Annotated in this window: 25 protein-coding genes and 2 pseudogenes; 12 read left to right on the forward strand and 15 right to left on the reverse strand. The window is 62.1% G+C overall.

Going from position 1 to position 24,848, the window contains the following annotated elements; translation table 11 throughout:
• Positions 1-28: 28 nt before the first annotated feature.
• Positions 29-280: pseudogene (locus ACQ4MM_RS19710) on the reverse strand (PrkA family serine protein kinase); the annotation flags it as partial.
• Positions 281-622: 342 nt separating this feature from the next.
• Between ACQ4MM_RS19710 and ACQ4MM_RS19715 the strand changes: the two are divergent.
• Both ACQ4MM_RS19715 and ACQ4MM_RS19720 read left to right on the forward strand, forming a co-directional pair.
• Positions 623-1,638: pseudogene (locus ACQ4MM_RS19715) on the forward strand (adenosine deaminase).
• Between the two features lie 16 nt (positions 1,639-1,654).
• Positions 1,655-4,180, forward strand: coding sequence for an ABC transporter permease (locus tag ACQ4MM_RS19720; protein WP_431478934.1), 2,526 nt, complete (start codon positions 1,655-1,657; stop codon positions 4,178-4,180).
• A gap of 126 nt (positions 4,181-4,306) precedes the next feature.
• Here ACQ4MM_RS19720 and ACQ4MM_RS19725 read toward each other — a convergent pair whose 3' ends face one another.
• Complete coding sequence (locus tag ACQ4MM_RS19725; RefSeq protein WP_431478935.1) at positions 4,307-5,302, reverse strand: response regulator; 996 nt, start codon at positions 5,300-5,302, stop codon at positions 4,307-4,309.
• Between the two features lie 3 nt (positions 5,303-5,305).
• Positions 5,306-6,535 carry a sensor histidine kinase gene (locus ACQ4MM_RS19730; RefSeq protein WP_431478936.1) on the reverse strand — a complete coding sequence of 410 codons (1,230 nt, stop codon included), beginning with the start codon at positions 6,533-6,535 and terminating at the stop codon, positions 5,306-5,308.
• Positions 6,536-6,626: 91 nt separating this feature from the next.
• On the opposite strand from ACQ4MM_RS19730, the gene ACQ4MM_RS19735 reads away from it, so the two are divergent.
• From ACQ4MM_RS19735 to ACQ4MM_RS19745, 3 genes are read left to right on the forward strand one after another with little or no spacing between them, the layout of a single operon-like run.
• Entirely contained in the window at positions 6,627-7,019 is a 393-nt protein-coding gene (locus tag ACQ4MM_RS19735) for a group II truncated hemoglobin (protein WP_431478937.1), read from the forward strand.
• The gene (locus tag ACQ4MM_RS19740; protein ID WP_431478938.1) at positions 7,019-8,269 is read left to right on the forward strand and encodes a DNA recombination protein RmuC; all 1,251 of its coding nucleotides are present in this window, start codon (positions 7,019-7,021) and stop codon (positions 8,267-8,269) included. The genes ACQ4MM_RS19735 and ACQ4MM_RS19740 overlap by 1 nt, the downstream gene beginning before the upstream one ends.
• 3 nt (positions 8,270-8,272) lie before the next feature.
• Entirely contained in the window at positions 8,273-8,608 is a 336-nt protein-coding gene (locus tag ACQ4MM_RS19745; RefSeq protein WP_431478939.1) for a hypothetical protein, read from the forward strand.
• Positions 8,609-8,643: 35 nt separating this feature from the next.
• On the opposite strand, the gene ACQ4MM_RS19750 is transcribed toward ACQ4MM_RS19745, so the two are convergent.
• From ACQ4MM_RS19750 to ACQ4MM_RS19785, 8 genes are all read right to left on the reverse strand, one after another.
• Positions 8,644-9,042 (reverse strand): hypothetical protein, encoded by a 399-nt coding sequence (locus ACQ4MM_RS19750; protein ID WP_431478940.1) that lies wholly within the window; start codon positions 9,040-9,042, stop codon positions 8,644-8,646.
• A 142-nt stretch (positions 9,043-9,184) separates the two neighbouring features.
• A complete protein-coding gene (locus ACQ4MM_RS19755; protein WP_431478941.1) occupies positions 9,185-9,433 on the reverse strand; it encodes a hypothetical protein in 249 nt (82 codons plus the stop codon).
• A complete protein-coding gene (moeA, locus tag ACQ4MM_RS19760; RefSeq protein ID WP_431478942.1) occupies positions 9,433-11,322 on the reverse strand; it encodes a molybdopterin molybdotransferase MoeA in 1,890 nt (629 codons plus the stop codon). Before moeA ends, ACQ4MM_RS19755 begins: the two co-directional genes overlap by 1 nt.
• Before the next feature lie 7 nt (positions 11,323-11,329).
• Positions 11,330-12,442 carry a GTP 3',8-cyclase MoaA gene (gene moaA / locus ACQ4MM_RS19765; protein WP_431478943.1) on the reverse strand — a complete coding sequence of 371 codons (1,113 nt, stop codon included), beginning with the start codon at positions 12,440-12,442 and terminating at the stop codon, positions 11,330-11,332.
• Positions 12,443-12,455: 13 nt separating this feature from the next.
• Positions 12,456-13,817, reverse strand: coding sequence for a chromate efflux transporter (chrA, locus tag ACQ4MM_RS19770; RefSeq protein ID WP_431478944.1), 1,362 nt, complete (start codon positions 13,815-13,817; stop codon positions 12,456-12,458).
• Complete coding sequence (locus tag ACQ4MM_RS19775; protein ID WP_431478945.1) at positions 13,810-16,176, reverse strand: ribonuclease E/G; 2,367 nt, start codon at positions 16,174-16,176, stop codon at positions 13,810-13,812. Before ACQ4MM_RS19775 ends, chrA begins: the two co-directional genes overlap by 8 nt.
• Positions 16,133-16,903, reverse strand: a complete 771-nt coding sequence (locus ACQ4MM_RS19780) for a ribonuclease E/G (RefSeq protein WP_431479059.1) — start codon at positions 16,901-16,903, stop codon at positions 16,133-16,135. Before ACQ4MM_RS19780 ends, ACQ4MM_RS19775 begins: the two co-directional genes overlap by 44 nt.
• The gene (locus ACQ4MM_RS19785; RefSeq protein ID WP_431479063.1) at positions 16,809-17,021 is read right to left on the reverse strand and encodes a hypothetical protein; all 213 of its coding nucleotides are present in this window, start codon (positions 17,019-17,021) and stop codon (positions 16,809-16,811) included. Before ACQ4MM_RS19785 ends, ACQ4MM_RS19780 begins: the two co-directional genes overlap by 95 nt.
• A gap of 563 nt (positions 17,022-17,584) precedes the next feature.
• Here ACQ4MM_RS19785 and ACQ4MM_RS19790 point away from each other — a divergent pair.
• From ACQ4MM_RS19790 to ACQ4MM_RS19805, 4 genes are read left to right on the forward strand one after another with little or no spacing between them, the layout of a single operon-like run.
• Positions 17,585-18,604 carry an RluA family pseudouridine synthase gene (locus ACQ4MM_RS19790; protein WP_431479060.1) on the forward strand — a complete coding sequence of 340 codons (1,020 nt, stop codon included), beginning with the start codon at positions 17,585-17,587 and terminating at the stop codon, positions 18,602-18,604.
• Positions 18,605-18,614: 10 nt separating this feature from the next.
• On the forward strand, positions 18,615-19,274 hold the full coding sequence (locus ACQ4MM_RS19795; protein ID WP_431478946.1) for an HAD-IA family hydrolase: 660 nt from the start codon (positions 18,615-18,617) through the stop codon (positions 19,272-19,274).
• Positions 19,274-19,639, forward strand: a complete 366-nt coding sequence (locus tag ACQ4MM_RS19800) for a Rieske (2Fe-2S) protein (RefSeq protein WP_431478947.1) — start codon at positions 19,274-19,276, stop codon at positions 19,637-19,639. Before ACQ4MM_RS19795 ends, ACQ4MM_RS19800 begins: the two co-directional genes overlap by 1 nt.
• Positions 19,636-20,634 (forward strand): S49 family peptidase, encoded by a 999-nt coding sequence (locus tag ACQ4MM_RS19805; protein ID WP_431478948.1) that lies wholly within the window; start codon positions 19,636-19,638, stop codon positions 20,632-20,634. Before ACQ4MM_RS19800 ends, ACQ4MM_RS19805 begins: the two co-directional genes overlap by 4 nt.
• A gap of 139 nt (positions 20,635-20,773) precedes the next feature.
• On the opposite strand, the gene ACQ4MM_RS19810 is transcribed toward ACQ4MM_RS19805, so the two are convergent.
• On the reverse strand, positions 20,774-21,067 hold the full coding sequence (locus ACQ4MM_RS19810; RefSeq protein WP_431478949.1) for a hypothetical protein: 294 nt from the start codon (positions 21,065-21,067) through the stop codon (positions 20,774-20,776).
• A 143-nt stretch (positions 21,068-21,210) separates the two neighbouring features.
• On the opposite strand from ACQ4MM_RS19810, the gene ACQ4MM_RS19815 reads away from it, so the two are divergent.
• A complete protein-coding gene (locus ACQ4MM_RS19815) occupies positions 21,211-21,927 on the forward strand; it encodes a pseudouridine synthase (protein WP_431478950.1) in 717 nt (238 codons plus the stop codon).
• On the opposite strand, the gene ACQ4MM_RS19820 is transcribed toward ACQ4MM_RS19815, so the two are convergent.
• Together ACQ4MM_RS19820 and ACQ4MM_RS19825 are read right to left on the reverse strand one after the other, a co-directional pair.
• A complete protein-coding gene (locus ACQ4MM_RS19820; protein ID WP_431478951.1) occupies positions 21,928-22,350 on the reverse strand; it encodes an EF-hand domain-containing protein in 423 nt (140 codons plus the stop codon).
• 9 nt (positions 22,351-22,359) lie between these two features.
• The gene (locus tag ACQ4MM_RS19825) at positions 22,360-22,737 is read right to left on the reverse strand and encodes a VOC family protein (RefSeq protein ID WP_431478952.1); all 378 of its coding nucleotides are present in this window, start codon (positions 22,735-22,737) and stop codon (positions 22,360-22,362) included.
• Positions 22,738-22,883: 146 nt separating this feature from the next.
• Here ACQ4MM_RS19825 and ACQ4MM_RS19830 point away from each other — a divergent pair, with 146 nt between their 5' ends.
• Entirely contained in the window at positions 22,884-23,213 is a 330-nt protein-coding gene (locus ACQ4MM_RS19830; protein ID WP_431478953.1) for an Rpn family recombination-promoting nuclease/putative transposase, read from the forward strand.
• Positions 23,214-23,271: 58 nt separating this feature from the next.
• Here the strand turns inward: ACQ4MM_RS19830 and ACQ4MM_RS19835 are convergent, their stop codons facing one another.
• Complete coding sequence (locus tag ACQ4MM_RS19835) at positions 23,272-23,670, reverse strand: DUF2061 domain-containing protein (RefSeq protein WP_431478954.1); 399 nt, start codon at positions 23,668-23,670, stop codon at positions 23,272-23,274.
• A 92-nt stretch (positions 23,671-23,762) separates the two neighbouring features.
• Here ACQ4MM_RS19835 and ACQ4MM_RS19840 point away from each other — a divergent pair, with 92 nt between their 5' ends.
• A complete protein-coding gene (locus tag ACQ4MM_RS19840; protein WP_431478955.1) occupies positions 23,763-24,794 on the forward strand; it encodes a fumarylacetoacetate hydrolase family protein in 1,032 nt (343 codons plus the stop codon).
• The last annotated feature ends 54 nt before the right edge of the window (positions 24,795-24,848 follow it).

The raw sequence follows: 24,848 nt of genomic DNA on the forward strand, positions 1-24,848 counted from the left end.
GGAAGTAGGCGACCACCTGTTCGATGACGTCTTCCATGCCGTAGAACTCGCGGAAGGCGGGATAAATCTTGATGACCTTGTTGGCGAAGATGCGGGACAGGCGCGTATCGTTGCGCGTATCAACCAGGGTCGGTTCGCCGATTGCAGAGCCAGCATCCGTTCCGCCGCCGAAGCGTAGGTCAGGCGGTCCTTTTTGGCAAAGCGCGAGATATTCGGAGAGGGACATTTCCTCTTCCTTGGTGCGCTCGTAGCGTGCTGCGTAGTTGTCAAAAATGGTCATGTGAATGTCCTTTAATGAAAAATCTACTCGTCACATGGTCGGCAGTCGAAGCTATGGGCTGCAGGCCTGCTCAATGCTTTGCCAGCTTGCCTGAGGTGCCAGGGATTGCCCGAGGCTCGGAGCTGGATCATTATTAGCCGGCAGGGGGATGGTTGCCGGGCTCGAAACGCATCTTACGTTGATGAAATTTATTATTGCTCTATTGGATCTAGAAGTAAAGCCAGTAGTAAAGCCAGAGCGGATCCCCTCGCCTATGGCACCACAGTAGCACGGCTGGCTGCACTCTGCAGCACACTTGTGAAGTAAGATGCCAATCCATGTCCATCGCGAGAGAGATAAAAAATGACTACCCAAATGCGCTCGATCGTGCAAAACATGCCGAAGGCGGAATTGCACATCCATATTGAAGGTTCGCTGGAACCGGAGCTGATTTTCGCGCTGGCGCAGCGCAATGGCGTGAAGCTGGCTTACCCGTCGGTTGAAGCGCTGCGCGCGGCATATGCCTTCAGCAACCTGCAATCCTTCCTCGACATCTATTACGGCCGGCGCCAGTGTGCTGCTGACTCGAGCAGGATTTCTACGACATGACCATGGCCTACCTGCAGCGCGCCAAGGCCGACCATGTGCGCCACGCCGAAATCTTCTTCGACCCGCAGACCCATACTGCGCGCGGCGTGCCGATTGGCGATGTGATTAATGGTATCCACCGCGCCTGCGCCGAAGGCCCGATCAGCGCGAAGCTGATCCTGTGTTTCCTGCGCCACCTGAGCGAGGAGGATGCGCTCGCCACGCTGGAAGCGGCGCTGCCGTACCGCGACAAGTTCATTGGCGTCGGCCTCGATTCTTCGGAAGTCGGCCATCCGCCGGAAAAATTCGCCCGCGTGTTCGCACGCGCCCGCGACCTGGGGCTGCACCTGGTGGCGCATGCCGGCGAAGAGGGTCCGCCGGCCTACATCGAAACCGCGCTCGACCTGCTCCAGGTGGAGCGCATCGACCACGGCGTGCGCTGCCTGGAAGATCCGGCACTGACACGGCGCCTGGCGGCAATGCGCATGCCGCTGACCGTATGCCCGCTGTCCAACACCAAGCTGCGCGTGTTCGACCAGATGAAAGACCATAACCTGCTCGAGCTGCTCGACGCGGGCCTGGTGGCGATGGTGAACTCGGACGACCCGGCTTACTTCGGTGGCTATATGAACGACAACTTCGTTGCCCTGTTCGATGCGCTGCCACTGGGACTGGCCCATGCACACCAGCTGGCGCGCAACAGCTTCGAAGCGGCCTTCCTGCCAGCGCAGGAAAAGCAGAAGTTCCTGGACGAAGTGGATACCTATTTCTCCGCCTTTAACGTGGTTTAACCTGGCCTGACAATCAATGTTTCGACAAGCCCTGAGGATGACGGCGCGCGACTGGCGCGCCGGGCAGTTGCGCTTCCTGTTGGTGGCGCTGGTGGTGGCAGTAGCGGCGCTGTCGGCGGCCGGTTTCTTCATCGATCGCCTGCGCAGCGGGCTGAATCGCGATGCGCACCAGTTGCTGGGCGCCGACCTGGTGGTCGTCGCCGACAACCCGGTGCCTGCCGCCTGGCGCGAGGAGGCGCAGAAACGCGGCTTGCTGGTGGCCGATACGCTGGCTTTCCCCAGCATGGCGCAGGCCGGCCAGGGCGATGCAGCGCGCTCGGTACTGGTGACGCTGAAAGCGGTCAGTCCTGGCTATCCGCTGCGCGGCCGCGTCAAGGTCAATACCGATATCGCACAAGCCAATGAAAGTATCGGCAAGCCGGCGCCGGAGGCGCCGCAGCCGGGCACGGTGTGGATCGACCCGGCGCTGGCTACCTCACTGGACGTGGCTGTCGGCGCAACGGTGCAACTGGGCGACAAGCAGTTCCGCGTGACGCAGCTGATTGCGGCGGAACCGGATCGTGGCGGCGGTTTCATCAACTTTGCTCCGCGCGTTTTCCTCGCACTGTCGGATATGCCGGCGACCAACCTGGTGCAGGAAGGCTCGCGCGTCGGCTACCGCCTGCTGGTGGCCGGTCCCGGTGCCAGTGCCAAGCCGACGCAGGAATATGGCGACTGGCTGAAAGCCTTGATCAAGAAGGACAATGTGCGCGGCGTGCGCATCGAGTCGCTGGAAGAAGGGCGCCCGGAAATGAGCGCCACCCTCGAGCGCGCCGACCGCTTCCTGTCGCTGGTCGGCCTGCTGTCGGCCATGCTGGCCGCCGTGGCAGTGGCGATGGCCGCGCGCCGCTTCATGCAGCGCCACCTGGATTCCTGCGCCATGCTGCGCTGCCTGGGACTGACGCAAAACCAGGTGACGGCGATTTACCTGGTCGAATTCCTGCTGGTCGGCCTGGCGGGCAGCTTGCTCGGCGTGCTGGTCGGATTCGGGGCCCACTATGTGCTACTGCAGCTGCTTGGCAGCCTGGTGGCCAGCGATATCCCGGCGCCGAGCATGCTGCCGGCGCTGCAAGGACTTGCCACCGGCATGATCCTGCTGGCCGGTTTTGCATTGCCGCCGATCCTGCAATTGCGCAACGTGCCGCACAACCGCGTCATCCGCCGCGAAACCGCGGCTCCCAAGCCCGCCGCGCTGGCGACCTACGGCCTTGGCATCGCCGCTTTCGGCGCGCTGTTGCTGTGGCAATCGAATGACGTCAAGCTGGCGGGCGTGACCGGCGGCGGCTTCCTGCTTGGCTTTGCGCTGTTTGCCCTGATCGGCTGGCTTGGCCTGCAGGCCCTGCGCCCGCTGCGCAACGCCTTCCCGCACCAGGCATGGCGTTTCGCGGTGACCTCGCTGCGCCGCCGGCCTGGCGCCACCGTGGTGCAGGTAGTGTCGCTGTCGCTTGGCCTGATGGCCTTGTTGCTGCTGACCGTGGTGCGCGGAGACCTGATGTCGGCCTGGCGCAATACCATGCCGCCGGATGCGCCGAACCGCTTCATCATCAACATCCAGCCGGACCAGAAGGACGCCATCGCGGCGCGCCTGAAACAAGCCGGCGTGAAGGACGTGCCGATGTTCCCGATGATCCGCGGCCGCCTGGTGGCGGTAAACAACAAAGCCATCACCAGCGAGACTTATACCGAAGAGCGCGCGAAAGGCCTGGCCGAACGCGAATTCAACCTGTCGACAATGACCGTGCTGCCGGCGCAGAACCAGGTCACTGCCGGCAAATGGGCGATGGACGGCACGGCGGGCGAAGCCTCGGTGGAGGAGGGCATCGCCAAGACGCTGGGCCTGAAGCTGGGCGACACGATGCGCTTCGATATCGCCGGCTCGCCGGTCGAGGCGAAGATCACCAGCCTGCGCAAGCTTGAATGGGGCTCGATGCGGGTGAACTTCTTCGTCATCATCAACCCGGCAGTGATGGCCGAGACGCCGCAAACCTGGATCACCTCCTACCACCTGCCCAAAGAAGCGCTGGTTGCCGGCAATGCCGTATTGCGCGAATTCCCCAACCTGACCATCATCGACGTGGGCGGCATTCTGCGCCAGGTGCAAGCGGTGCTTGACCAGGTGATCCAGGCCGTGGAATTCCTGTTTGCCTTCACTTTATTGTCCGGCGTGCTGGTGTTGTATGCGGCTTTGATGGGCTCCCAGGACGAGCGCCGCCGCGAAGCGGGCCTGCTGCGCGCCCTTGGCGCCACCCGGCGCCAGCTCTCGCAAGCGCAACTGATCGAGTTCATGCTGGTTGGCGGCCTGGGCGGCTTGCTGGCCGCCACCGGAGCCGGCCTGATGGGATGGGGACTGGCAACCTACCAGTTCAAATTTGCCTGGACCTTCAGTCCCTGGGTCTGGCTGGCAGGCCTGCTGGCAGGCGCGCTGTGCGCCGTGATCGGCGGCTGGCTCGGCCTGCGCAACGTGCTGAACCACCCCCCGCTGCAAACGCTGCGCGAAGCTTAAGGTTAAGGATGTGTTCGTGTCACACCGTGGGGTCACACCCCAAGTGTGACACAGACTCTGCTGCGGAATGCTTGAGGCCGTGTCCCATTCAGGGTGTGACCCCATGGTGTGACACGGACTGGGCCGTTATGCGGCCAGCGGCGGCGTATGCTGGCGCAGGAATTCCGCGTAGGGGGTGGGCTGGATATCGAGCAGGGCCGGTTCGACCTCGAACAGGGCCCAGTAATAGGTTTCCAGCCCTTTGCACACCTGCGGCGCCTTGCAGTAGCGGTGCCAGTGCTGGCCCACTTCATCCGAATACATGCCGTCCGGCGGGAAGAACGGCAGCATGCGCTTTTCTTCCAGCGCTTCCAGCAGCGATGGCGGGGCGCCGCTGTCGCGCGCCATTTCCACCTGCGACTCGTAGCCGCGCTGGGTTTCCACCACCATCAGTTGTGCCGAGCCGTCGGCCTTGAAGAACAGGATGCCGCTCGGGCTGGGGAAGGGGTAGTGCTCGACGAAGCCGTGTTCCCGGTACAACTGCTGCACGACCTTGGCCAGCGCACCGCAGCGCAGGAAGCTGAATTCGTGCAGGACCAGCATATCCAGCAGGGTTTCCGACTGCTCCTGGAAGAAGGCCTTTTGCAGCGCCGCCACTTCCTCTTCCAGCCGGTCAAGCGCGTCGTCCGCGCTTTTCTTGATGTAGCGGTCGATCAGGCCGCGGTTGAACGCATCCACCGCGATCTTTTCGTCGGCCTGGCCGGTGAACAGGATCTTCTTGCAGGGCAGGTGCTGAATGGCCTGGCAGAACGCCACGCCGTTCATTTGCGGCATCGAATAATCGACCACCAGCACGGAAGGAATGGAAAAACGCTGGCGCTGGCCGGAAATCCGGTAGATCTGCTCCAGGTCCACCGCCACATTGCGCTGCTCGGCCGACTGGTTCGGGTTGTCGAAATCCACCTGCAGCGGCAATTCGCTGCTCTGGGCATTGGTCTTGAACCATTCCAGGGCCTGCAGTGGGTCGTGGAAGCAAACGCTGGCCTGCATGGGATCGAGCTGGAATACCAGGCTATGCAGGAAGGTATCGCTGTCGTCCACCAGGACGGTCATGGTTGGGTGGGCGTAAACGGGCAGTTTCATGGTTCAACGGCTTGCTTTTAAGGGGAATTCAAGCACAAAGATAGCATATGCGTGCTGGCGGGAGACACAATGTAGTTTCGCTTGCCACGCTTGCATCACCTGGCGGCACAAAGCCAGGCCGATGCCGGCGCCATTATGCTCTGGATAAGTGAAGAATCGTTGGAAAATCATCGGTAGGTGTCGCGGTGCAATGCCGCAGCCGGTATCGATCACCAGTACGCGCGGCACCGGCCGGCAGCCGTCGATCACGATCCTGACCCGTCCCTTGCCGGCGCGCTGCACCGCCTGCATTGCGTTGCGCAGGAGATTCAACAGCAGCATGATGGCCAGTTCGTTCTGGCCGCCGAAGCGGAAGTCGCTGCGCACCTGCAGCGCCACGAGCTGGCGCTGGGCCTCGCCGGTGAAAGGATAGCGGCGCAGCGCCGATTCGACCGTATCGAGCATGGACACCGTTTCATGCGGGTCGAGCTTCTGCCGCACTGCCTGCGCGCTAAGCAGGAACAGGTCGATCATATGATTCATGTGGCGCACCTCGTACTGCATGCGTCCCAATGCCTGGCGCACCGCGGGATTTTCCTGCCCGGCGCGCTGCTGGATGCGCGTCAGGCCGCGCACATTGGCATCCAGGCTGGCGAGCGGGGTGCGCATTTCGTGCGCCACGGCGCCCAGGCCGTCGCCCAGGCCGTCCAGCTTTTCTTCTTCCAGCGCCTTGCGGCTTTGCGAGAACACCCACATCCAGCCGACCAGGAACAACTGCACCGGCAGCAGCTGCAGCACCGAAACGGAGAACAACACGCCGCCCGCGCCGAGTGTGATTGCCAGCAGCATGGCCGCGCTGATGCCGGCTGCGCCTGAGCGTAAAGCCAGGCGGGGCTCGAAATGGAACAGCGCCACCAGCATCACGAGCATCACCTGGGCCCAGGTGACGTTAGCGTGGTTCATCAGGAACATGAAAGTACAGAAGAATGGCAGCTCGTAGGTCACCAGCATCACGGTGTAGCGATCGCGCCAGCGCGGCGGCAGGCGGCGTGCCAGCAGGCCGCCGATCCCGAGCGCGGTACCGATCGCGCGCGCCGCCAGGCTTTCGTAAGGCTGCGGCACCAGCCAGCCGAAAATCGCGTAATACAGGGGAAAGCAGGTGATTCCGAGCCAGCTCAAGGCGGCCAGGCGCAGGTTGGCGATCTCCTCGGCACTGCGGGCACGCAGGCGGGTTCGGATAAGGCGTCGGATCATCAGGCCATCATGGCGGTTTGTTGGCGCATTTTGCGCAGAATCAGCACTATGCTTGATCCACATCAATACGTCCATGCGCTATCATTGCCTTATGAATGATGAAGCACGCACCCTTTACGAAGTCATCGGCGGCGAAACCAAACTGCGCGAGATGGTAGACCGTTTTTACGACCTGATGGAGCTGGAGCCGGAATTCGCCGGCATCCGCGCCATGCACCCGCCGAGCACCGACGGCTCGCGCGACAAGCTGTTCTGGTTCCTCAGTGGCTGGATGGGCGGTCCGGACCTGTTCGTTGAACGCTTCGGCCATCCGCGCCTGCGGGCCCGCCACCTGCCTTTCGCCGTCGGCTCCAGTGAGCGCGACCAGTGGCTGCGCTGCATGGCCTGGGCGATGCAGGATGCCGGCATCGAGGAAGACCTGCGCCTCAGGCTGATGGAATCGTTTTACCAGACCGCCGACTGGATGCGGAACAAGGCTGATTGATGGAATTGACCATCCTGCTGGCGCTGGCCGCCGTCATCATCGTCCTGCAAATTGTCTCGCTGCTGCGCAGCCGCGGCGGCGACGTGGCCGATCAACTTGACCGGGTCGAACGTGAAGTGCGCCTGCAATTGCAGGCTACCGCGCAGGCACAGCGCCAGGAAATGGGAAATATGCTCGCGCAGTCGCATGCGGCCACCGTGCAGCAGCTCGAAACCATGCGCCGCCAGATCGAAGTGCTGACCGAGTCGAATACCCGGCGCCTGCTGGAGGTGCGCGTGGCGCTGGAAACCAAGATGCGCGAGCTGCAGGCCGATAACGGCGCGCGGCTGGAGGAAATGCGCAAGACGGTCGATGAGAAGCTGCACGAAACGCTGGAAACGCGCCTGACCGAATCGTTCCGCCAGGTGTCGGAGCGCCTGGAGCGTGTGCATCAGGGCTTGGGCGAGATGCAGCAGCTGGCGCTGGGCGTCGGTGATTTGAAGCGCGTGCTGACCAATGTGAAGACGCGCGGCACCTGGGGCGAAGTGCAGCTGGAAATGCTGCTCGAGCAGATCCTCACGCCGGAGCAATACGCCAAAAACGTCGAGACCATCCCGGGTAGCAACGCGCGCGTGGAATTTGCACTGAAGCTGCCGGGCCAGAAAGAGGGCGGGGCGCCGGTGTGGATGCCGATCGACGCCAAGTTCCCGAAAGAGCAATACGAACGCTTGCTGGAAGCGGCTGACCGCGCCGACGCCGACGCCGTGGCCGCAGCCGGCCGCGAGCTGGAACGCGCCGTGCGCGGCGAAGCGAAGACCATCGCCGAGAAATACGTCTCGCCGCCGATGACCACCGACTTCGCCATCCTGTTCCTGCCGACAGAAGGCCTGTACGCGGAAGTGATGCGCCGGCCGGGCCTGGCCGATGAACTGCAGCGCGTGAACCGTGTCAGCATCGCCGGCCCGTCCACCCTGACTGCCTTGTTGAACAGCCTGCAAATGGGATTCCGCACGCTGGCGCTGGAAAAGCGCTCGTCCGAAGTTTGGCAAGTGCTGGGCGCTGTGAAGACCGAGTTCGCCAAATTTGGCGACGTCCTCGCCGCGACCAAGACCACGCTGGAACGTGCCGCCCGCAATATCGAAAACGCCGAAGTGCGTAGCCGCCAGATGGCGCGCAAGCTCAGATCGGTTGAAGCGCTGCCGTCGGACGAAGCGCTGCTCATGCTGGGCGCGGACGACAGCGCCGAAGCGGACGCTGATAGCCCCACCTAAGCGATGAAAATCGCCGCCAGCCTCGCGTTGATATTGCTGCTGCCAGCATCGTTCAGCGCGCTGGCCGACGAGCCCGAACTCCCCACCGCAAGACCCACACTGCCCCTGCCGCTAGACGTTGTCGCCGCACGCGACAACTTCGGCCGTCCACTAGGCGCCCCGCGCGCCCAAACAGCCGTTGCGCGTGCAATGCAGGAAGCGTGGAAGAAGGACGCGTCCGAGGCGAATGTGAAGGCCTGGTCAGAAGTCCTGGTCAAGTGCCAGCAAGCCACCAATCCCGCCTGGACCACAGCGCTGGTGCGCAGCGAGCCGCAGCAAGCCCATTGTTACCGTTATTGAATTGGCCAGGTCGCTGGAGGTCAATTCGGTGAACATTATCCCGAGCACGTGTAAAACACGACTGTCAAGTCGTGCTCCTGCGCAAACCGAAACACGATCAGCAATGCTGCAAACGCGGTAAACATAAACAGGGGACTGTCACCATCATCGCCATCCGAAACAAGTTCAGGCAATTCCTGCATCGCTAGGGCCGAAGACAATGCGTCGCGAAAATATTCTTCAGTGAGGCCACTAGCTTCAATGCTATTGGCCAGTAAATCTATGTGGCCTTTGCATTCCGCCACCAGGCTTTCGAGTTGCTTGGTTGCTTCGGCAAGGACATCGCCGTTCAGAACTGTCCAGAAAGATCTAAAGTATTCTTTCTCAAGTCGACCAGAACAAGGCGTTTCGTCATAAATGAAGCGCAGTGCATCGTGGCCAGGCAAGATATCCAACAGGGCCTCGCATTACCATTGGAACCAGCCACTGCGCGAGGCGCCTCCCGTCGCAATCAGCGGCTCGGGATAGTGAGGAGGATCTTCTGCAGACTTGGGGACTGCATATGCTGAGAAAAATAATGACCAGGACATCTGAAAACTAGCGCCCGCCGATGATTTCGTAGGCTTCTCGCCAGGTTGAGATCCTGTTGTGGTCAAGCATGATCTCTTCAGTGGAAAACGTGAACCTTGAGTACAGGAGTTCCCAGTCAATCGGTTTGGCAAGCAGCAGATGATAGCCTTCTTTATCAACGCCCCAGCCCGGCCCGACGATGGAGTTGCCATTCTCGACCAGCACCGCGACGACGGCGTCGAAGCTTTCCTTCGTTCCATCAACCAGGCGAGACATCAGATCAAACCCTCGAAGACGATGACGTCGACCAGGTCACCCTCGGCCACATTGCCTTGCTCGTCGTGCAATACCACTATGCAGTTCGCCTCCGACATGGAGCGCAGGATGCCGGAGCCTTGCGAGCCGGTGATCCGTGCTTCGCGCGTGCCGTCCAGCGCGGTGGAAAGGACGCCACGCTGGTATTCGGTGCGGCCCGGTTTTTTGCGGATCGATTGCGCGGAGCGCACGCGCAGCAACTGGTCGCCAGGCGCGTCAGCTCCCATCATGCGCAGCAGGGCGTGGCGGGCGAAGAAATAGAAGGTGACCATCACGGCCACCGGATTGCCCGGCAAGCCAAACAGGTAGGCGCTGCGGCCATTGGAGCGGATGCGGCCAAAGGCCATCGGGCGGCCCGGGCGCATGCCGATCTTCCAGAAGTGCACGTCGCCCAAGGTGGCCATGACCTGCTTGGTGTAGTCCGCCGCGCCTACCGAGACACCGCCGGAAGTGATCACGGCGTCGGCGCATTCGCAGGCCGTGCGCAAGGCTTCTTCGAGGGACGCCGCGTCATCCTTCACGATACCCATGTCGACGATGTCGCAGCCAAGGCGCTGCAGCATGCCGAACAGGGTGTAGCGGTTGCTGTCGTAGACGCAGCCTTCGGCCAGCGGTTCGCCGATCGAGCGCAACTCGTCGCCGGTGGAGAAGAAGGCTACGCGCAGCCGGCGTTGTACCGGCACTTCGGCCAGGCCCAGCGAGGCGAGCAGGCCCAGGTCGGCCGGACGCAGCACCTTGCCTTGTCGCAGGGCGGGGGTGCCGGCCGCCAGGTCTTCGCCCTTGAAGCGGCGGTTGTCGCCGGTGCGTAGTGTATTCGGTGCAATCGTCACGGCGACGTCGCTCAGGTCGGCCGCCAATTCCTGCGGCAGCACGGTGTCGCAGCCATCGGGCATGACGCCGCCGGTCATGATGCGGACGCATTCACCGGGACCTGGCTTCAATGCGGAGGGGCGGCCGGCGTAAGCGGTGCCGATCACCTTCAGCGTGGTATTACCCTCGGCCTTGAGCTGGGCGCCGGCGAAGGCGAAACCGTCCATGGCCGAATTATCATGCGCCGGAACGTTGATCGGCGAAATGACGTCGGCCGCCAGCACGCGGTCCAGGGCGCTGCGCAGGGCGACTTTTTCCGTGCCGCGCACCGGCTGGATGAACTCGCGAATGATGCGCTGCGCATTGCGCACCGGCAGCGCGTCCGGATCGTAGCCGGACAGGCAGCTGGCAACGTCTTTCAGCGAAGGGTTGGCGGCAGCATCTTCCTCGTCCTGCAGTTCGATCAGCGTATTGATGTTGCGGAAGGCGGCCGCGTCATTGAACAGCACTTCGGCCACCTTGATCGATTTGTACCAGCCGTCCATCTTGCGCGAACCGGTTTGCAGGTAGTCGTCCAGCGCGGGCAGGGCGCTCTTGCGCACCAGGCAGAACACGGGATGCAGTTGCGTGCGCGCCGTGCCATCCTGGTCGGTTTCCAGCGTGGCGGCCACGGCAAGGTCGGCGCCCTGCGCATTCAATGCCTCGTACAGGCGCTGGGCCAGGTCGGGCGGCAGGAATGGCGAATCGCAGGGCGCTGTCAACAGCAGGTCGGTTGCGCAATGACGCAGGCCGGTTTGCAGGCCGGCCAGCGGGCCTTCGTAGCCTTCCAGTTCGTCCGGCAGGACTGCCGCACCGAGTGCGCCATAGGCGCCGATGTTGCGGTTGGCGTTGATGGCGACGCTGGCTACCTGCGGTGCGAGCCGCTGCAGTACGTGCGAGGCGAGCGTGCCGCCGCGAAATGGCTGCAGGCCTTTGTCTACCCGGCCCATGCGGGTGCCGCGGCCGCCGGCCAGGATCAATCCACTGATGTTTTGTTCCATCGCCAGTTTAGCCCCCGATATATGACATTTCGACTTTGCGCTCGGCGCCCAGCGCCAGGCCTTCGGTATTGATGGTGCGCAGTTCGGAATAACGGTCGCCGCGCACGCGCCATAGCGCGCCGATAGCGGCTGAAATTTCCTCGTCGCTGCGGCTGTCGCGCAGCAGTGCGCGCAGATCGTGGCCGCGCGAGGCGAACAGGCAGGTATATAGTTTGCCTTCGGTCGACAGGCGGGCGCGCGAGCAATCCTTGCAGAAGGCATGCGTCACGCTGGAGATCACGCCGATTTCGCCGCCGCCATCGACATAGCGCCAGCGCTCGGCCGTTTCGCCAGCGTAGTTCGGGTCGACCGGCACCAGCGGCATTTCAGCGCCGATCATGCGCACCACTTCCGCGGAAGGCAGCACGTCGTGCATGTTCCAGCCGTTGGACGTGCCAACGTCCATGAATTCAATAAAGCGCAAGATGGCTGGCGAACCTTTGAAATGGCGTGCCATCGGCAGGATCTCCTGCTGGTTCATGCCGCGCTTGACCACCATATTGACCTTGACCGGGCCCAGGCCGACGCTGTGGGCGACGTCGATCCCGTGCAGCACATCCTCAACCGCGAAGTCGACGTCGTTCATGCGCTTGAAGGTAGCGTCGTCCAGTGCATCGAGTGAAACGGTGACGCGCTGAAGGCCTGCGTCTTTCAGGGACTGGGCCTTGCGGGCCAACAGGGAGCCGTTGGTGGTCAGTGTCAGGTCGAGCGGCTTGCCGCTCACCGTGCGCAGTTCGGCCAGCATCGCCACCAGCCGCTCAAGATCCTTGCGCAGCAGCGGTTCGCCGCCGGTCAGGCGGATCTTCTCGACGCCGTGTGCGATGAACAGGCGCGCAATGCGCGTGATCTCTTCAAACGTCAGCAGGGCATTGTGCGGCAGGTACTGGTAGTCCTTGTCGAACACTTCCTTCGGCATGCAGTAGACGCAGCGGAAATTGCAGCGGTCGGTGATGGAAATGCGCAGGTCGTGCAGTGGACGGGCGAAGCGGTCCAGCAGGCTGCCAGTTGGCGCCTCTAGTGTTGCGGGGATGGCCGGCGCCTGACTGCGGCCATCGTTCAGGAGGATGATTTTTTCGGTCATGCTGGGTGGTCGGTTACACCCGGTACGATAGCACGATGCCAGCAATTGCACAGGCCAGTAATACGCGCATTGTTCCTTGCTTGTACTGCATTAAGGCGATGGCGGCAGCGGCGGCGATTGCAATGGCCGGCCATTCCCAGCTGCCACCTGGATGGAACACATGGACGCCGAAAAATAGTGCCAGGCTGGCAATGACCCCTACCACGGCGGCGGAAATCGCTGTCAGCGGGGCAGTCATGCGGATATTGCCGCGTGTGGATTCGACCAGCGGGCCGCCGGCCAGGATGAAGATGAAGGAGGGAACGAAGGTAAACCAGGCCGCGACCGCCGCACCGGCAATGCCGGCCAGCGCCGGGTTGCCGGCGATGGCCTGGTGCGTCCAGGCGCCGACAAAGCCGACGAAGGCGACCACCATGATGAGCGGGCCGGGCGTGGTTTCGCCCAGTGCCAGGCCGTCCACCATCTGGGCCGCGGTCAGCCAGTGGAAATGTTCGACGCCACCCTGGTAGACGTAGGGCAGGACGGCGTAAGCGCCGCCAAACGTCATCATGGCGGCTTTGGTAAAGAACCAGCCCATTTGCGCCAATGGTTTGTCGATGCCGAACAGCCAGGCCAGCAGCAGCCAGCCACCTGCCATCAGGAGCAGGCCGGATGCGGCAACGCGTGCCAGCCCGGCCCAACTGAAACGGGCGTGCGGCGGCGTCGGTGTGTCGTCGTCGATCAGGGCTGGGGCGTGCGCGCCTGGCGTCGCTGCCGGGCCATGCGCGGCAGCGCTCAGCGCAAACAGCTGCGGGCGCAAATGGCCGCCGGCCCAGCCCAGCAGGGCAGCAGTGGCGACGATGGCGGGGAAGGGCAGTTTGATAAAGCTGATGGCGATGAAGGCCAGCAGCGCGATCGCCATCAGTGGGCGGTTGCGCAGGGTGCGCTGGCCGATGCGCCAGGCGGCCGCCAGCACGATGGCGACGACCGCAGGCTTCATGCCGTACAGGATGCCGGCAACAGCGGGCAGGCTGCCATAAGCCATATAGGCCCACGCTAGGCCGATCAACAGCAAGAGCGAAGGGAGCACGAATAGCACGCCGGCGATGATGCCGCCCAGGGTGCGGTGCATCAGCCAGCCGATGTAGACGGCCAGCTGCGTGGCCTCGGGGCCCGGTAGCAGCATGCAGTAATTCAGGGCATGCAGGAAGCGCTGTTCGGAGATCCAGCGCCGGCGCTCAACCAGCTCGGCGTGCATCATGGCGATCTGGCCGGCCGGGCCGCCGAAGCTGATGAAGCCCAGCTTGAGCCAGTACAGGAAGGCTTCCCGCAATGGGACGTAAAAAAGGGAAGCACTAGGCTTCCCTTTTTCGTCAGCGACAGGCCGGTTAGCCATTCACCTTGGTTTCAACCTGCACCATCGGCTCGCTGGCGGCGGTTGGCTGCGGCTTGCGCTCGCGCGGCACGCGGATCGGCTGGGCGGTGGCGGCGGCAGCAGCGGCTTCCTGCGCAGCGCGCACCTTGGCCGGGTCGGTCACCGCCATCGACAGGCCGGCGGCAGCCAGCATGGTGTCGACGTCAGCCTTGGCGGCGGCTGGCACAGGTGCCGGGGCAACTGCCGGAGCTGGTGCTGCAACCGGGGCTGGCGCCGGAGCGGCAGCAACTGAAACGGCCGGTGCTGGCGCTGCGACCGGGGCGGCAGCGACTGGCTCGGCTACCTCGGCAGCCACTTCTTCCGCAGTTGCCGGCTCGGCAGCAGCCGGAGCAGCTTCAGAAAACGGCAGCACGCCTTGTGGCGAAGCAGGGGCAGTCGCAACCGGCTCGGCGGCAACTGGCTCGGCAACTGCTGGTGCAGCAACCGGCAGGTCCACAGCGGCTGGCTGCTCTGGAGCAGCAGCAACCGGGGCAGGCTCGATTGGAGCAGGCTCGACTGGCGCAGGGGCGGCCGGCGCTGCCACCGGGGCAGCAGCGACTGGCTCGGCAACCGCAGGCGTCTCGACAGCAGCAGTCGCGACAGCTGGTGCTGCAGTTCCTTCGGCAGCGGTAGTGCTGGCCGCTTCGGCGGATGCCACTTCAACGGAAGCAACATCAGGCGCAGCGCTTACTGCAGGGGCAGCAGGGGCGGCAGGTGCAGCAGCCACGGCGTCGGCCGGGGCGGCCTCGCCTTCAGCTGGGGCAACGGTGAACGTTGCCTCGGTCGCGCCCTCGGCGCCTTCCGCACCTTCCACGCCCTCGGTGCCATCACGCTCACGACGGTTACGGTTACGGCCACCGCGACGGCGGCGGCGGCGTGGCTCATCGCCACCTTCCGCGCCGTCTTGTTCTTCGCCCTCTGGGCCGGCGTTAGCGACAGCATTCACCAGGACTGGAGTTTCAGGTGCACCGGTGCCGCTGCCGACTGGGCCAACGCCCGCTGCCGCCAGTGCCAATTCCTCGGCCTTGGCTTCCGCTGGAACTGGTTTCTCAGCGCGTGGCTCACGCGGCTGGCGTGGCGGACGCGGTTCACGTGGCTCACGCTGCTCGCGCGGTTCACGCTCGGCGCGCTGGCCTTGCGCCTGGGCTGCTTCGGTACCTTCGCGAGGCTCGCGTGATTCACGCGGCTGGCGTGGCTCACGCGGTTCACGTGGCTCGCGCTGTTCGCGTGGCTTGCGGGCCTCGGTGGCCGGCTTGGCTTCTTCGGCGCCTGGACGGGAACCTGGTTCGCGGTCTTCACGCTCGCCACGGCCACCTTTGCCACCACGGTTACGGCCGCGCTGGCCGCGATCCTTGCGGTCGCCGCGCTCAGCGTTGGCAGGCGACTTGGTGACGATGACTGGTGCCTTCGGCTGCACTGGTTCGTCCTTGTCACCGCCGGTGAAGAAGGAGATCAGCTTGGCGAAGAAGCCTTTTTCCGCTGCAGCCGGCGAAGCGGAACGCTGAGCGCTGGCCGCGCGTGGGGCGGCGGCCGCTGGCTTGGCAGCTTCCGGCTTGTGTTCCACCAGCGGTGCTGGTTGCTCTGGAGTAATGGTCTTGACGACAGCTTCCTGGCGCGGTTTGGCTTCTTCCTTATGGCGCTTGGAGAACGACATGTCGGTCTCGGCAGCTTCAGCCATGGTGTAGGAGGCAGCGTGGTCTTCCAGGCGCGGATCGTCGTGCTTGATGCGTTCCAGCTTGTAGTGCGGGGTTTCCAGGTGCTTGTTCGGGATCAGGATCACGGTGATGCGGTGACGGGTCTCGATCTTCAGCACTTCGCCGCGCTTCTCGTTCAGCAGGAAGGCCGCCACGTCGACAGGCACCTGCACGTGGATGGCGGCGGAATTTTCCTTCATCGCCTCTTCCTGGATGATGCGCAGCACCTGCAGGGCGGACGATTCGGTATCGCGGATGTGGCCGGTGCCCGAGCAGCGCGGGCAAGTCACGTGCGAGCCTTCCGACAGGGAAGGGCGCAGGCGCTGGCGCGACAGTTCCATCAGGCCGAAGCGGGAAATCTTGCCCATCTGGACGCGCGCACGGTCGTGGTGCAGGGCGTCTTTCAGGCGCTGTTCGACTTCGCGCTGGTTCTTCGACACTTCCATGTCGATGAAGTCGATGACGATCAGGCCGCCCAGGTCGCGCAGGCGCAGCTGGCGGGCCACTTCGTCGGCGGCTTCGCAGTTGGTGTGGAAGGCGGTGGTTTCGATGTCCGAGCCGCGCGTGGCGCGGGCCGAGTTGACGTCGATGGAGACCAGGGCTTCAGTGTGGTCGATCACGATGGCGCCGCCCGATGGCAGCGGCACGGTGCGGCTGTATGCCGTCTCGATCTGGTGTTCGATCTGGAAGCGGTGAGAACAGCGGCACGTCGTCGCTGTAGCGCTTCACGCGGTGCACCATGTCCGGCATCACGTGCGACATGAACTGGTGCGCCTGTTCGTAGATCTCGTCGGTGTCGATCAGGATCTCGCCGATGTCAGGCTGGAAGTAATCGCGGATGGCGCGGATCACCAGCGACGATTCCTGGTAAATCAGGAAGGCGCCGGTTGCACCTTTGGAGGCACCTTCGATGGCGCGCCACAGTTGCATCAGGTAGTTCAAGGTCCCACTGCAGCTCTTCCACGGTACGGCCGATGCCCTGCAGTACGGGCAATCACCGACATGCCTTGTGGCAGGTCCAGCTTGTCCATGGTTTCGCGCAGTTTCCTGGCGCTCTTCGCCTTCCACCCGGCGCGAAACACCGCCGCCTCGTGGGTTGTTCGGCATCAGCACCAGGTAGCGGCCGGCCAGCGAGATAAAGGAAGTCAGTGCCGCGCCTTTATTGCCGCGCTCTTCCTTCTCCACCTGCACCATGATTTCCTGGCCTTCGCGCAGCGCTTCCTTGACGGATGCATTGCGCACGTCGACGCCTTCGCGGAAATAGGAACGGGCAACTTCTTTAAAGGGGAGGAAGCCGTGGCGGTCTTCGCCGTAGCTGACGAAGCAAGCTTCGAGGGAGGGTTCGATTCGAGGTGATGACGCCTTTGTAGATATTGGACTTGCGCTGCTCACGTCCGGCGGTCTCGATGTCGATGTCGATCAATTTTTGACCGTCGACAATTGCTACGCGCAACTCCTCTTGCTGCGTAGCATTAAACAACATGCGTTTCATTTTTATTAACTCCGCGACCCTTGGGCCATGTCAAAGCCGCCTCCGTGGAGACGGCGAAGTACAAGGATATACGCGTGAATTAAGGAGGCTGTAGGGGGAAATGCCTCGTCATGCGGCTGGCGCAAAGCGCTGCCGCCGCATTGGGCGCATGAAGCCGATCGTCATGCCGAGTTTGCGCACTGCGTGCAACATCATCCAACGGCCCGAACGTTGCCGGGTGGCGGGAGAATGCAGGCGGGCGCACATCGTCGGGCCAGGACATCTTGTATGGTGCCTTGGCGAAACGGCAAGCGTTATCCACTTCATCAACCAGCGAGCAACGACTGTAGTGCTTGCTCACCGGACTTATCCTAACAATCCAGCCAGTCTAATTCAGCACACGAGCGCTCGAGCCGATGGCAACAGTGGTTGCGACCCTGATCGGCGCACGAATGTGCGTATACAATTTTTTCTACCGAATTTGCGTTTGGCGAGGCCAGCAGATACGCCCCTGTGTAAAATGTACGTTTAATTCTTTACACATGCAGCAGATTAAACTGCGGCATAACGATTATATATTCAAAATGAAGGACTTAGAGAGAAATTCTGGGAAGCCGGGCCAAAACAAGTCGCAAAAAGCCGATTCCGCTTCCCCCCAACAGGTCCTGCCGCAAGCACAATTCGTGACAATCACTGAAGAAGAGGCCGGTCAGCGGATCGATAACTACCTGTTGCGTGTTTGCAAAGGTGTGCCGAAGAGCCACGTCTATCGTATCCTGCGTTCCGGTGAAGTGCGGGTCAATAAAGGCCGCATCGACCAGTTGTACCGCCTGAAGTCCGGCGACCTGGTCCGTATTCCTCCGATTCGTATTGCCGAGAAACAAGAGGTGACCGTTCCGGCCGCCGAATTCGAGGTCATTTTCGAGGACGCCAACCTGCTGGTGATCAATAAGCCGTGCGGCGTCGCCGTGCATGGCGGCTCCGGCGTCTCGTTTGGCGTGATCGAGCAGTTGCGCGCCGCCCGCCCCGATGCCAAGTTCCTGGAATTGGTGCATCGCCTGGACCGGGAAACCTCCGGCCTGCTGCTGATCGCCAAGAAGCGCACCGCCCTGACCAACCTGCACGACCAGATGCGCGACGGCCTGACGGACAAGCGCTACCTGGTGCTGGCCGTGGGTGACTGGCAGAACAAGCGTCAGCATGTAAAGTTGGCATTGCATAAATTCACGCTGCCGGATGGCGAACGCCGCGTGCGCGTGCAAGCCGATGGCCAGGCCTCGCATACCGTGTTCAGCCTGCTGCAGAAGTTTGACGGCTTTGCACTGCTGGAAGCCGAGTTGAAGACCGGCCGCACCCACCAGATCCGGGTCCACCTGCAATCATCGGGCTTCCCTATCGCAGGTGACGATAAATACGGCGATTTCGCCTTGAACAAGGCGCTGCAGAAAGCCGCCGAAACGCGCGGCACGCTAAAGCGCATGTTCCTGCACGCCCACCAGATTACGTTTACCCACCCGGAAACGGGCAAGCAAATGACCTTGAACGCGCCTTTGGCCGCCGAATGCCAGCGATTCTTGGTAAGCTTGGGGAAACCATTGAATTGAGAAAAAAATAATGCCGCGCAAGCAATTTGACCTGATCGTCTTCGATTGGGATGGCACGCTCATGGATAGCACCGCCACCATCGTGAAATGCATCCAGGCCGCCGCCAAGGACCTGGCCCTGCCGATCCCGAGCCGGGAACAGGCTGCCCATGTCATCGGCTTGGGCCTGGGCGAGGCCATGCAAGCGGCCATGCCGGGTCTCGACCCCAAGGTTTATCCACGCATGATCGAGCGCTATCGATACCATTACCTGGCGAAAGACCACGAATTGACGCTGTTTGATGGCGTGCCGGAGATGTTGCAAGACCTGTCGCAGCAAGGCTTCTTCCTGGCCGTTGCCACCGGCAAGAGCCGCGTCGGCCTGAACCGGGCGCTGAACGCGGCCGGCCTGCTGTCGACGTTTGACGCCACCCGCTGCGCCGACGAAACCTTTTCCAAGCCGCACCCCGCCATGCTGCAGGAACTGACCCGCGAACTGGGCCAGGACTTGCGCCGCACTGTCATGATCGGCGACACCACGCATGACCTGATGATGGCGCAAAATGCAGGATCATCCGGCATCGCCGTCGAATACGGCGCCCATCCCCTGGATCAACTGGCCGCGTGCAACCCGGTGTTCTCGGCCCGCACGGTCCCGCAGCTGCACCAATGGCTGAATGAGTACGCGTAATGGATGCTGAAATCCTGGTGTGCGCTGCAGAAGCGCTGCTGGAGGGCGGCAAGGGTATCCGTTTCCCGCTGCGCGCGGGTGGCGAAGACACCACCGGCTTTGTCGTGCGCTATGGCGGCAAGGTATATGGCTACCTGAACCGCTGTGCCCATGTGCCGATCGAGCTCGACTGGGCTGAGGGCGAGTTCTTCGAATCCAGCGGCCTGTATATCATGTGTTCCACGCACGGTGCCATTTATATGCCCGAAAATGGCCAATGTGCCGGCGGCCCGTGCCGCGGCGGCCGCCTGCGCCCGATTGCCGTGACTGAACGCGATGAAAACATTTATTGGCTGCCCGACGACTATGTGCGCCCACGACCATGAGTGATAACAACGAAAGCAATAACCCGCAGCCGGCCGCACCGGCCGAAAATCCACCGATCAAGTGGGAACGGGAAGTCCTGGAAAAGCTGGTCTTCGCCACCTTGAAGGAACAGCGCGCCAACCGCCGCTGGAGCATCTTTTTCAAGGTATCGACCCTGGCCATCATTTTCTTCGCCCTGGCCAGCTACTTCGGCGTCAACCTGATGGGCGGCGATGCCGAAGCGCTGGGCCGCCACACGGCCCTGATCGAAATCGAGGGCAGCATCGAATCCGAAGGCAGCGGCGCCGCGGACGTGGTGATTCCTGCACTGAACAAAGCCTTCTCGGACACTGGCTCGGTGGCCATTGTCCTGCACATCAACAGCCCGGGCGGCAGTGCCGTCCAGGCCGGGATGATCGTGGATGAGATCCGCCGCCTGCGCCTCGGCTACCCGCAAAAACCGTTGTATGTGGTGGTGGATGAAATCTGCGCTTCAGGTGGCTATTACATCGCGTCGGCCTCTGACCGCATCTACGTCAACAAGGCCAGCATCATCGGCTCGATCGGCGTGCTGATGGACGGCTTCGGCTTTACCGGCACCATGGAAAAGCTGGGCGTCGAACGTCGCTTGCTGACCGCCGGTGAGAACAAGGGCTTCATGGACCCGTTCAGTCCGCAGTCCGACAAGCAGAAGCAGCATGCCCAGACCATGCTGAAGGAAATCCACGCGCAATTCATCGACGTGGTGCGCACCGGCCGCGGCAAGCGCCTGAAGGAAACACCGGACATGTTCTCAGGCCTTTACTGGACTGGCGCACGCGCGATTGAGATGGGCCTGGCCGACGACCTGGGCAGCGTCGACAGCGTGGCGCGCGACGTGGTGAAAGCCGAAGATATCGTCGACTACACCCAGCATGAAAACTTGCCTGAACGCGTACTGAAGAAGTTTGGCGCGGCAGTTGGTTATGGCGCGATCAAGGCGGCCGCAGATGCGGCCAAGCCAAGCCTGCGCTAGGCCGCGCGCAGGAATGGCTCAGCAGTTAATCTTGGCATTTTTGCCTAGATTTTGCCTTGCCATTTCCCCGACGTGGACTATATTGACGGTGTAGTTCGATTCAAGGGGAGGGCGATCAGCAATCAATACTTGAGGCAGACTACGCAGCCGCATTACGGATGCGGACTTGAGTGAATTCACATTCCTCGTCACTGTCTCTTTGGGAGGCAAGAGAACGGCGGCCCTTGGCCGCTGTTTTCGTTTGCGCATTCTGTTCTTCGGTCGAAAAGCCGCCTTGCACCAGCCATTCTAGCAATGCGGTTCCCTGTTGACGCCGCCACAACGCTTGCGGCATCGCGCCTGCCTGACCACTCCAGCGCGCCACTGCCAGCTTGGTTTCCAGAGAAGCGGCATGGGCCTGTGCCAACGACTTACGGTTGATATAGCGCTTCATTGCTGAGATCTCCCAAAGAAATTCCTATAGCCCAGTCAGCGGATTCCTAATGCTATTTAAGTGTACCAACTCGACTGTCACGCCCTTTGATCTGCATCAATAGGGAAGCTTGCGGTAGCGTAAATCCGGTAAAATCCCGCCCCATGAGTAAATTATCCCTGGATCGAATCCTGCAGTCGCAAGGATTCGGCACCCGTAAATACTGCCGCGCCCTGATCGAAGACGGTGACGTTGCCATCGGCGGCCAAGTGCAGGACAACTATAAAGCGACTATCGAAACCGACGGCCTGGTGCTGGAAGTGTTTGGCGAAGAGTGGGTTTATCGCGCGCACCTCTATATTGCACTGTACAAGCCTTCCGACTACGAATGCTCCCGCAAGCCCAGCCATCACCCTGGCGTGCTGACCTTGCTTCCTGAGCAATTCACCTGGCGCGAAGTCCAGCCGGTTGGCCGTCTCGACCATGACACCACCGGCATGCTGCTGATGTCGGACGATGGACCATTCATCCACGCCCAGTCTTCGCCAAAGCGCCACGTGCCCAAGGTCTACCTGGCCACGACCGCTGAACCGGTGACCGACGAGCTGGTAGCCCAGATGCTGGCAGGCGTCCAATTGCACGATGAGCCGGCTCCGCTGGCCGCTGTTACCTGCATCAAGCGCGCTGAGAACCAGCTCGAGATCGTGCTTGAACAGGGCAAGTACCACCAGGTCAAACGCATGCTGGCGGCCGCCGGTAATCACTGCTCTGCACTGCATCGTTCCGCGATCGGCCAACTGCAGCTCGACTCGCTCGGCCTGCAGGAAGGCGAATGGTGCTACCTCACTGCCGAACAGCTGGCGCTGCTGGCGCCGGCCTGATTACTGCTTCTTCATCATGGCCGCATGCCCTGCGGCCATTTCTTCCTTGCTCAGGAAGCCATCCTTGTTGGTATCCATTTTGGTGAACATGGATGCCGAGGCCTTGGCGTGTTCCTCGACAGTGAGCACAGCGTCGCCGTCGGAATCGACGGTCTTGATTTTGTCGGCTGCCGACATGTCCGTCTTCTTCGCCGCCTGGCCGGTGATGGCCTGCTGAGCCGCCGTCATTTCTGCTGCGCTCACCTTGCCATCCCGATTGGCGTCCATCTTCCCGAACATCAGCTGCGCCCCGGCCGCATGCTCGGCCGCGGATACCTTGGCGTCCCGGTCAGTATCCATTGAAGTGAACTCCTTGTCGATTTCCGGACCGGCGATTGCCTGGGCCGAAAGCAGGGCGCTTGCAATGAAGCTTATTGTGTTCATGTTGACCTCCTAGCCGCTCACGATGCTGAGGATATTGCCGTCGGCATCCTTGAACCACGCTACCTTCATGCGCTCCCCGACGTGGATGTCGCCTTCGAGTGTCAGGCCCGGCATGTTGTAATGCTCGAATTCCACGCCCTTGGCTTTCAGTCTGGCCGCGATGGCTTCGAGTTCGCTGCCGACATTCCACATAATTGTGGTGGCCTTGTTGGTGCCGGCGAATTCGGAACGATAAACGTTGAGCTTGGCGCCGCCACTGCGGAAAAGCAGCACCTGTTCTGCAGGGCTCTCGAGTTTCTCCAGGCCGAGGATGCCTTGGTAAAACTCGGCGGCGGCGCCCAGGTCCCGTACGGCGATCATTGCGATCGCGTCCTTGTCACCAAGCATGGCTCGCCTCCTGATCATTGATTCTCGCAGGCTAAGACTGTTAGCGCCCAACGTCGGTTAAATGTCGCACACCCGCACGGCAGATTTATCACGGAGTTTTGCGGCGCGCCAAATTGCATGTCATTGCGGGCAACTAGACTAGCTGGATGGCTTGTCCCAGCGATACCGGATTCAAACAACTGTTTTCGTTCCCCGAGCTGGCACGCGAGCTGTTGTGCTCGGCGGTGCCCCAGCAATGGACCAGGAGGACCCGTCCCGGCGACTTCGTGCGCATTAATGCCAGCTATGTGTCACCGAACGGTACCCACCGCCATGATGACGTGGTGTGGTGCATCCATCGAGATCGCCATCCCTGCATTTACATGCTTGTTGAGTTTCAATCGGCCCCGGACCGTTGGATGGCAACACGCATGCAAGGTGGACGTGAGGCCTGGCCCGCCAGATCAACTGCTCGACTGGATCCATACCGTGCTTGAGGCGGGGAAGTTGCCGTTACAACTGTCATCGCCTTGAGCCCAGGCGTGCTGCGGATTATCACGCCGCGATTGGCGATGCCCGCAGCACGTGGCGGTCGAACAGGCGGTCGTGGAAGGGCAGGGCGATCACATTGATGATCGGCTCCAATACGGCTGCCAGCCCGCCGAATGCCAGTGAGCCAGTGGCGGCGTACAGCGTGGCGAAAGCAACCAGCGCATGCATCATCGTCTGCGACACCTTCTCTGCCGCGACTAGCGTCAGCCGTCGTGCGCTGAAGCGCGAGCGCAGGACATGCCAGGTCCGCTCATGGAGTGGCAGCAGCACGACATTGATCACCGGCTCGAGCACAGCCGCCAGGCCGCCGAACGCCAACGAGCCGGTGAGTAGGTACATCAAGCCGAAGGCGATACCCATATGGGCGGTGACTTGGCTCATTTTCTTCGCTGCGATTGCCATGGTCGAAATCCTTTCCAGTTGAGCCAAATGGTAACGATTCGCATCTAAGAGGTAAAATTGATTATCTCTACTGAATCGATAGCATTCCTGAAATGAAACTAGCCACCCTCAAAGACGGCACCCGCGACGGGCAGTTGCTCGTCGTGTCCCGCGACCTGAAGACCGCCGTGGTCGCCGATGGCATTGCCCGCAATCTGCAGCGCGCGCTGGATGACTGGACTTTCATCGCGCCCCAGCTCGACGACCTGTACCGTCAGGTCACCGAGGGCAAGGCTCGCCGCAGCTTCGACTTTGAGCCGAAGAATTGCATGGCGCCCCTGCCACGCGCCTACCAATGGGTTGACGGCTCCGCCTACGTCAATCACGTCGAGCTGGTGCGCAAGGCACGCAACGCGGAAATCCCGGCCTCATTCTGGGAAGACCCGTTGATGTACCAGGGCGGCAGCGATGATTTCATCGGTCCTTGCGACGACATCGAGTTGAAGCACGAGGAATGGGGCATCGACTTCGAAGCGGAAATCGCCGTGATTACCGACGACGTGCCAATGGGCGCGACGCCCGACCTGGCGTTCCAGCAGATTCGCCTGCTGATGCTGGCCAACGACGTATCCCTGCGTAACCTGATCCCCGAAGAGCTGGCCAAAGGCTTCGGCTTCTTCCAGTCCAAGCCAGCCACCAGCTTCTCGCCGGTGGCCGTCACGCCGGATGAATTGGGCGAAGCGTGGAAGGATGCCAAGGTGCACCTGCCGCTGCGTTCCAGCTGGAATGGCAAGCTGGTAGGCCAGCCGAATGCCGGCGTCGACATGGTGTTCAACTTCGCCCAATTGATCTCGCACCTGGTCAAAACCCGCAATGCCCGCGCCGGCACCATCGTCGGCTCCGGCACCGTCTCCAATAAGGACGCGAAAAAGGGCTACTCCTGCATCGCCGAAAAGCGTTGCCTGGAGATGATCGCCGATGGTAAGCCGACAACTTCCTTCATGGCCTTCGGCGATACCATCAAGATCGACATGCTGGACGCCGACGGCAAGTCCATTTTCGGCGCCATCGACCAGCAAGTCTGGCAACTGGGTCGTCCCAAGGCGGCCGCGGTGGACGCACCGGAGGCGCCCCCGGCCGAGTAAAGCCGGATTTACCTCCCTTTTCCAGCGATAGCTCTTGCCCGGCCGCTGCGATAA

It is taken from the genome of Massilia eburnea (assembly GCF_050709955.1).
In the GTDB taxonomy this organism is placed as follows: Bacteria; Pseudomonadota; Gammaproteobacteria; order Burkholderiales; family Burkholderiaceae_D; genus Rugamonas; species Rugamonas eburnea_A.

Excerpts from the sequence above, each read along its gene's own strand:
- ACQ4MM_RS19720 (WP_431478934.1), top strand. The coding sequence starts at position 1,655 with ATGTTTCGACAAGCCCTGAGGATGACGGCGCGCGACTGGCGCGCCGGG.
- ACQ4MM_RS19725 (WP_431478935.1), bottom strand. The coding sequence starts at position 5,302 with ATGAAACTGCCCGTTTACGCCCACCCAACCATGACCGTCCTGGTGGAC.
- ACQ4MM_RS19730 (WP_431478936.1), bottom strand. The coding sequence starts at position 6,535 with ATGATCCGACGCCTTATCCGAACCCGCCTGCGTGCCCGCAGTGCCGAG.
- ACQ4MM_RS19735 (WP_431478937.1), top strand. The coding sequence starts at position 6,627 with ATGAATGATGAAGCACGCACCCTTTACGAAGTCATCGGCGGCGAAACC.
- ACQ4MM_RS19740 (WP_431478938.1), top strand. The coding sequence starts at position 7,019 with ATGGAATTGACCATCCTGCTGGCGCTGGCCGCCGTCATCATCGTCCTG.
- ACQ4MM_RS19745 (WP_431478939.1), top strand. The coding sequence starts at position 8,273 with ATGAAAATCGCCGCCAGCCTCGCGTTGATATTGCTGCTGCCAGCATCG.
- ACQ4MM_RS19755 (WP_431478941.1), bottom strand. The coding sequence starts at position 9,433 with ATGTCTCGCCTGGTTGATGGAACGAAGGAAAGCTTCGACGCCGTCGTC.
- moeA (WP_431478942.1), bottom strand. The coding sequence starts at position 11,322 with ATGGAACAAAACATCAGTGGATTGATCCTGGCCGGCGGCCGCGGCACC.
- moaA (WP_431478943.1), bottom strand. The coding sequence starts at position 12,442 with ATGACCGAAAAAATCATCCTCCTGAACGATGGCCGCAGTCAGGCGCCG.
- chrA (WP_431478944.1), bottom strand. The coding sequence starts at position 13,817 with ATGGCTAACCGGCCTGTCGCTGACGAAAAAGGGAAGCCTAGTGCTTCC.
- ACQ4MM_RS19785 (WP_431479063.1), bottom strand. The coding sequence starts at position 17,021 with ATGAAACGCATGTTGTTTAATGCTACGCAGCAAGAGGAGTTGCGCGTA.
- ACQ4MM_RS19790 (WP_431479060.1), top strand. The coding sequence starts at position 17,585 with ATGAAGGACTTAGAGAGAAATTCTGGGAAGCCGGGCCAAAACAAGTCG.
- ACQ4MM_RS19795 (WP_431478946.1), top strand. The coding sequence starts at position 18,615 with ATGCCGCGCAAGCAATTTGACCTGATCGTCTTCGATTGGGATGGCACG.
- ACQ4MM_RS19800 (WP_431478947.1), top strand. The coding sequence starts at position 19,274 with ATGGATGCTGAAATCCTGGTGTGCGCTGCAGAAGCGCTGCTGGAGGGC.
- ACQ4MM_RS19805 (WP_431478948.1), top strand. The coding sequence starts at position 19,636 with ATGAGTGATAACAACGAAAGCAATAACCCGCAGCCGGCCGCACCGGCC.
- ACQ4MM_RS19810 (WP_431478949.1), bottom strand. The coding sequence starts at position 21,067 with ATGAAGCGCTATATCAACCGTAAGTCGTTGGCACAGGCCCATGCCGCT.
- ACQ4MM_RS19815 (WP_431478950.1), top strand. The coding sequence starts at position 21,211 with ATGAGTAAATTATCCCTGGATCGAATCCTGCAGTCGCAAGGATTCGGC.
- ACQ4MM_RS19820 (WP_431478951.1), bottom strand. The coding sequence starts at position 22,350 with ATGAACACAATAAGCTTCATTGCAAGCGCCCTGCTTTCGGCCCAGGCA.
- ACQ4MM_RS19825 (WP_431478952.1), bottom strand. The coding sequence starts at position 22,737 with ATGCTTGGTGACAAGGACGCGATCGCAATGATCGCCGTACGGGACCTG.
- ACQ4MM_RS19830 (WP_431478953.1), top strand. The coding sequence starts at position 22,884 with ATGGCTTGTCCCAGCGATACCGGATTCAAACAACTGTTTTCGTTCCCC.
- ACQ4MM_RS19835 (WP_431478954.1), bottom strand. The coding sequence starts at position 23,670 with ATGGCAATCGCAGCGAAGAAAATGAGCCAAGTCACCGCCCATATGGGT.
- ACQ4MM_RS19840 (WP_431478955.1), top strand. The coding sequence starts at position 23,763 with ATGAAACTAGCCACCCTCAAAGACGGCACCCGCGACGGGCAGTTGCTC.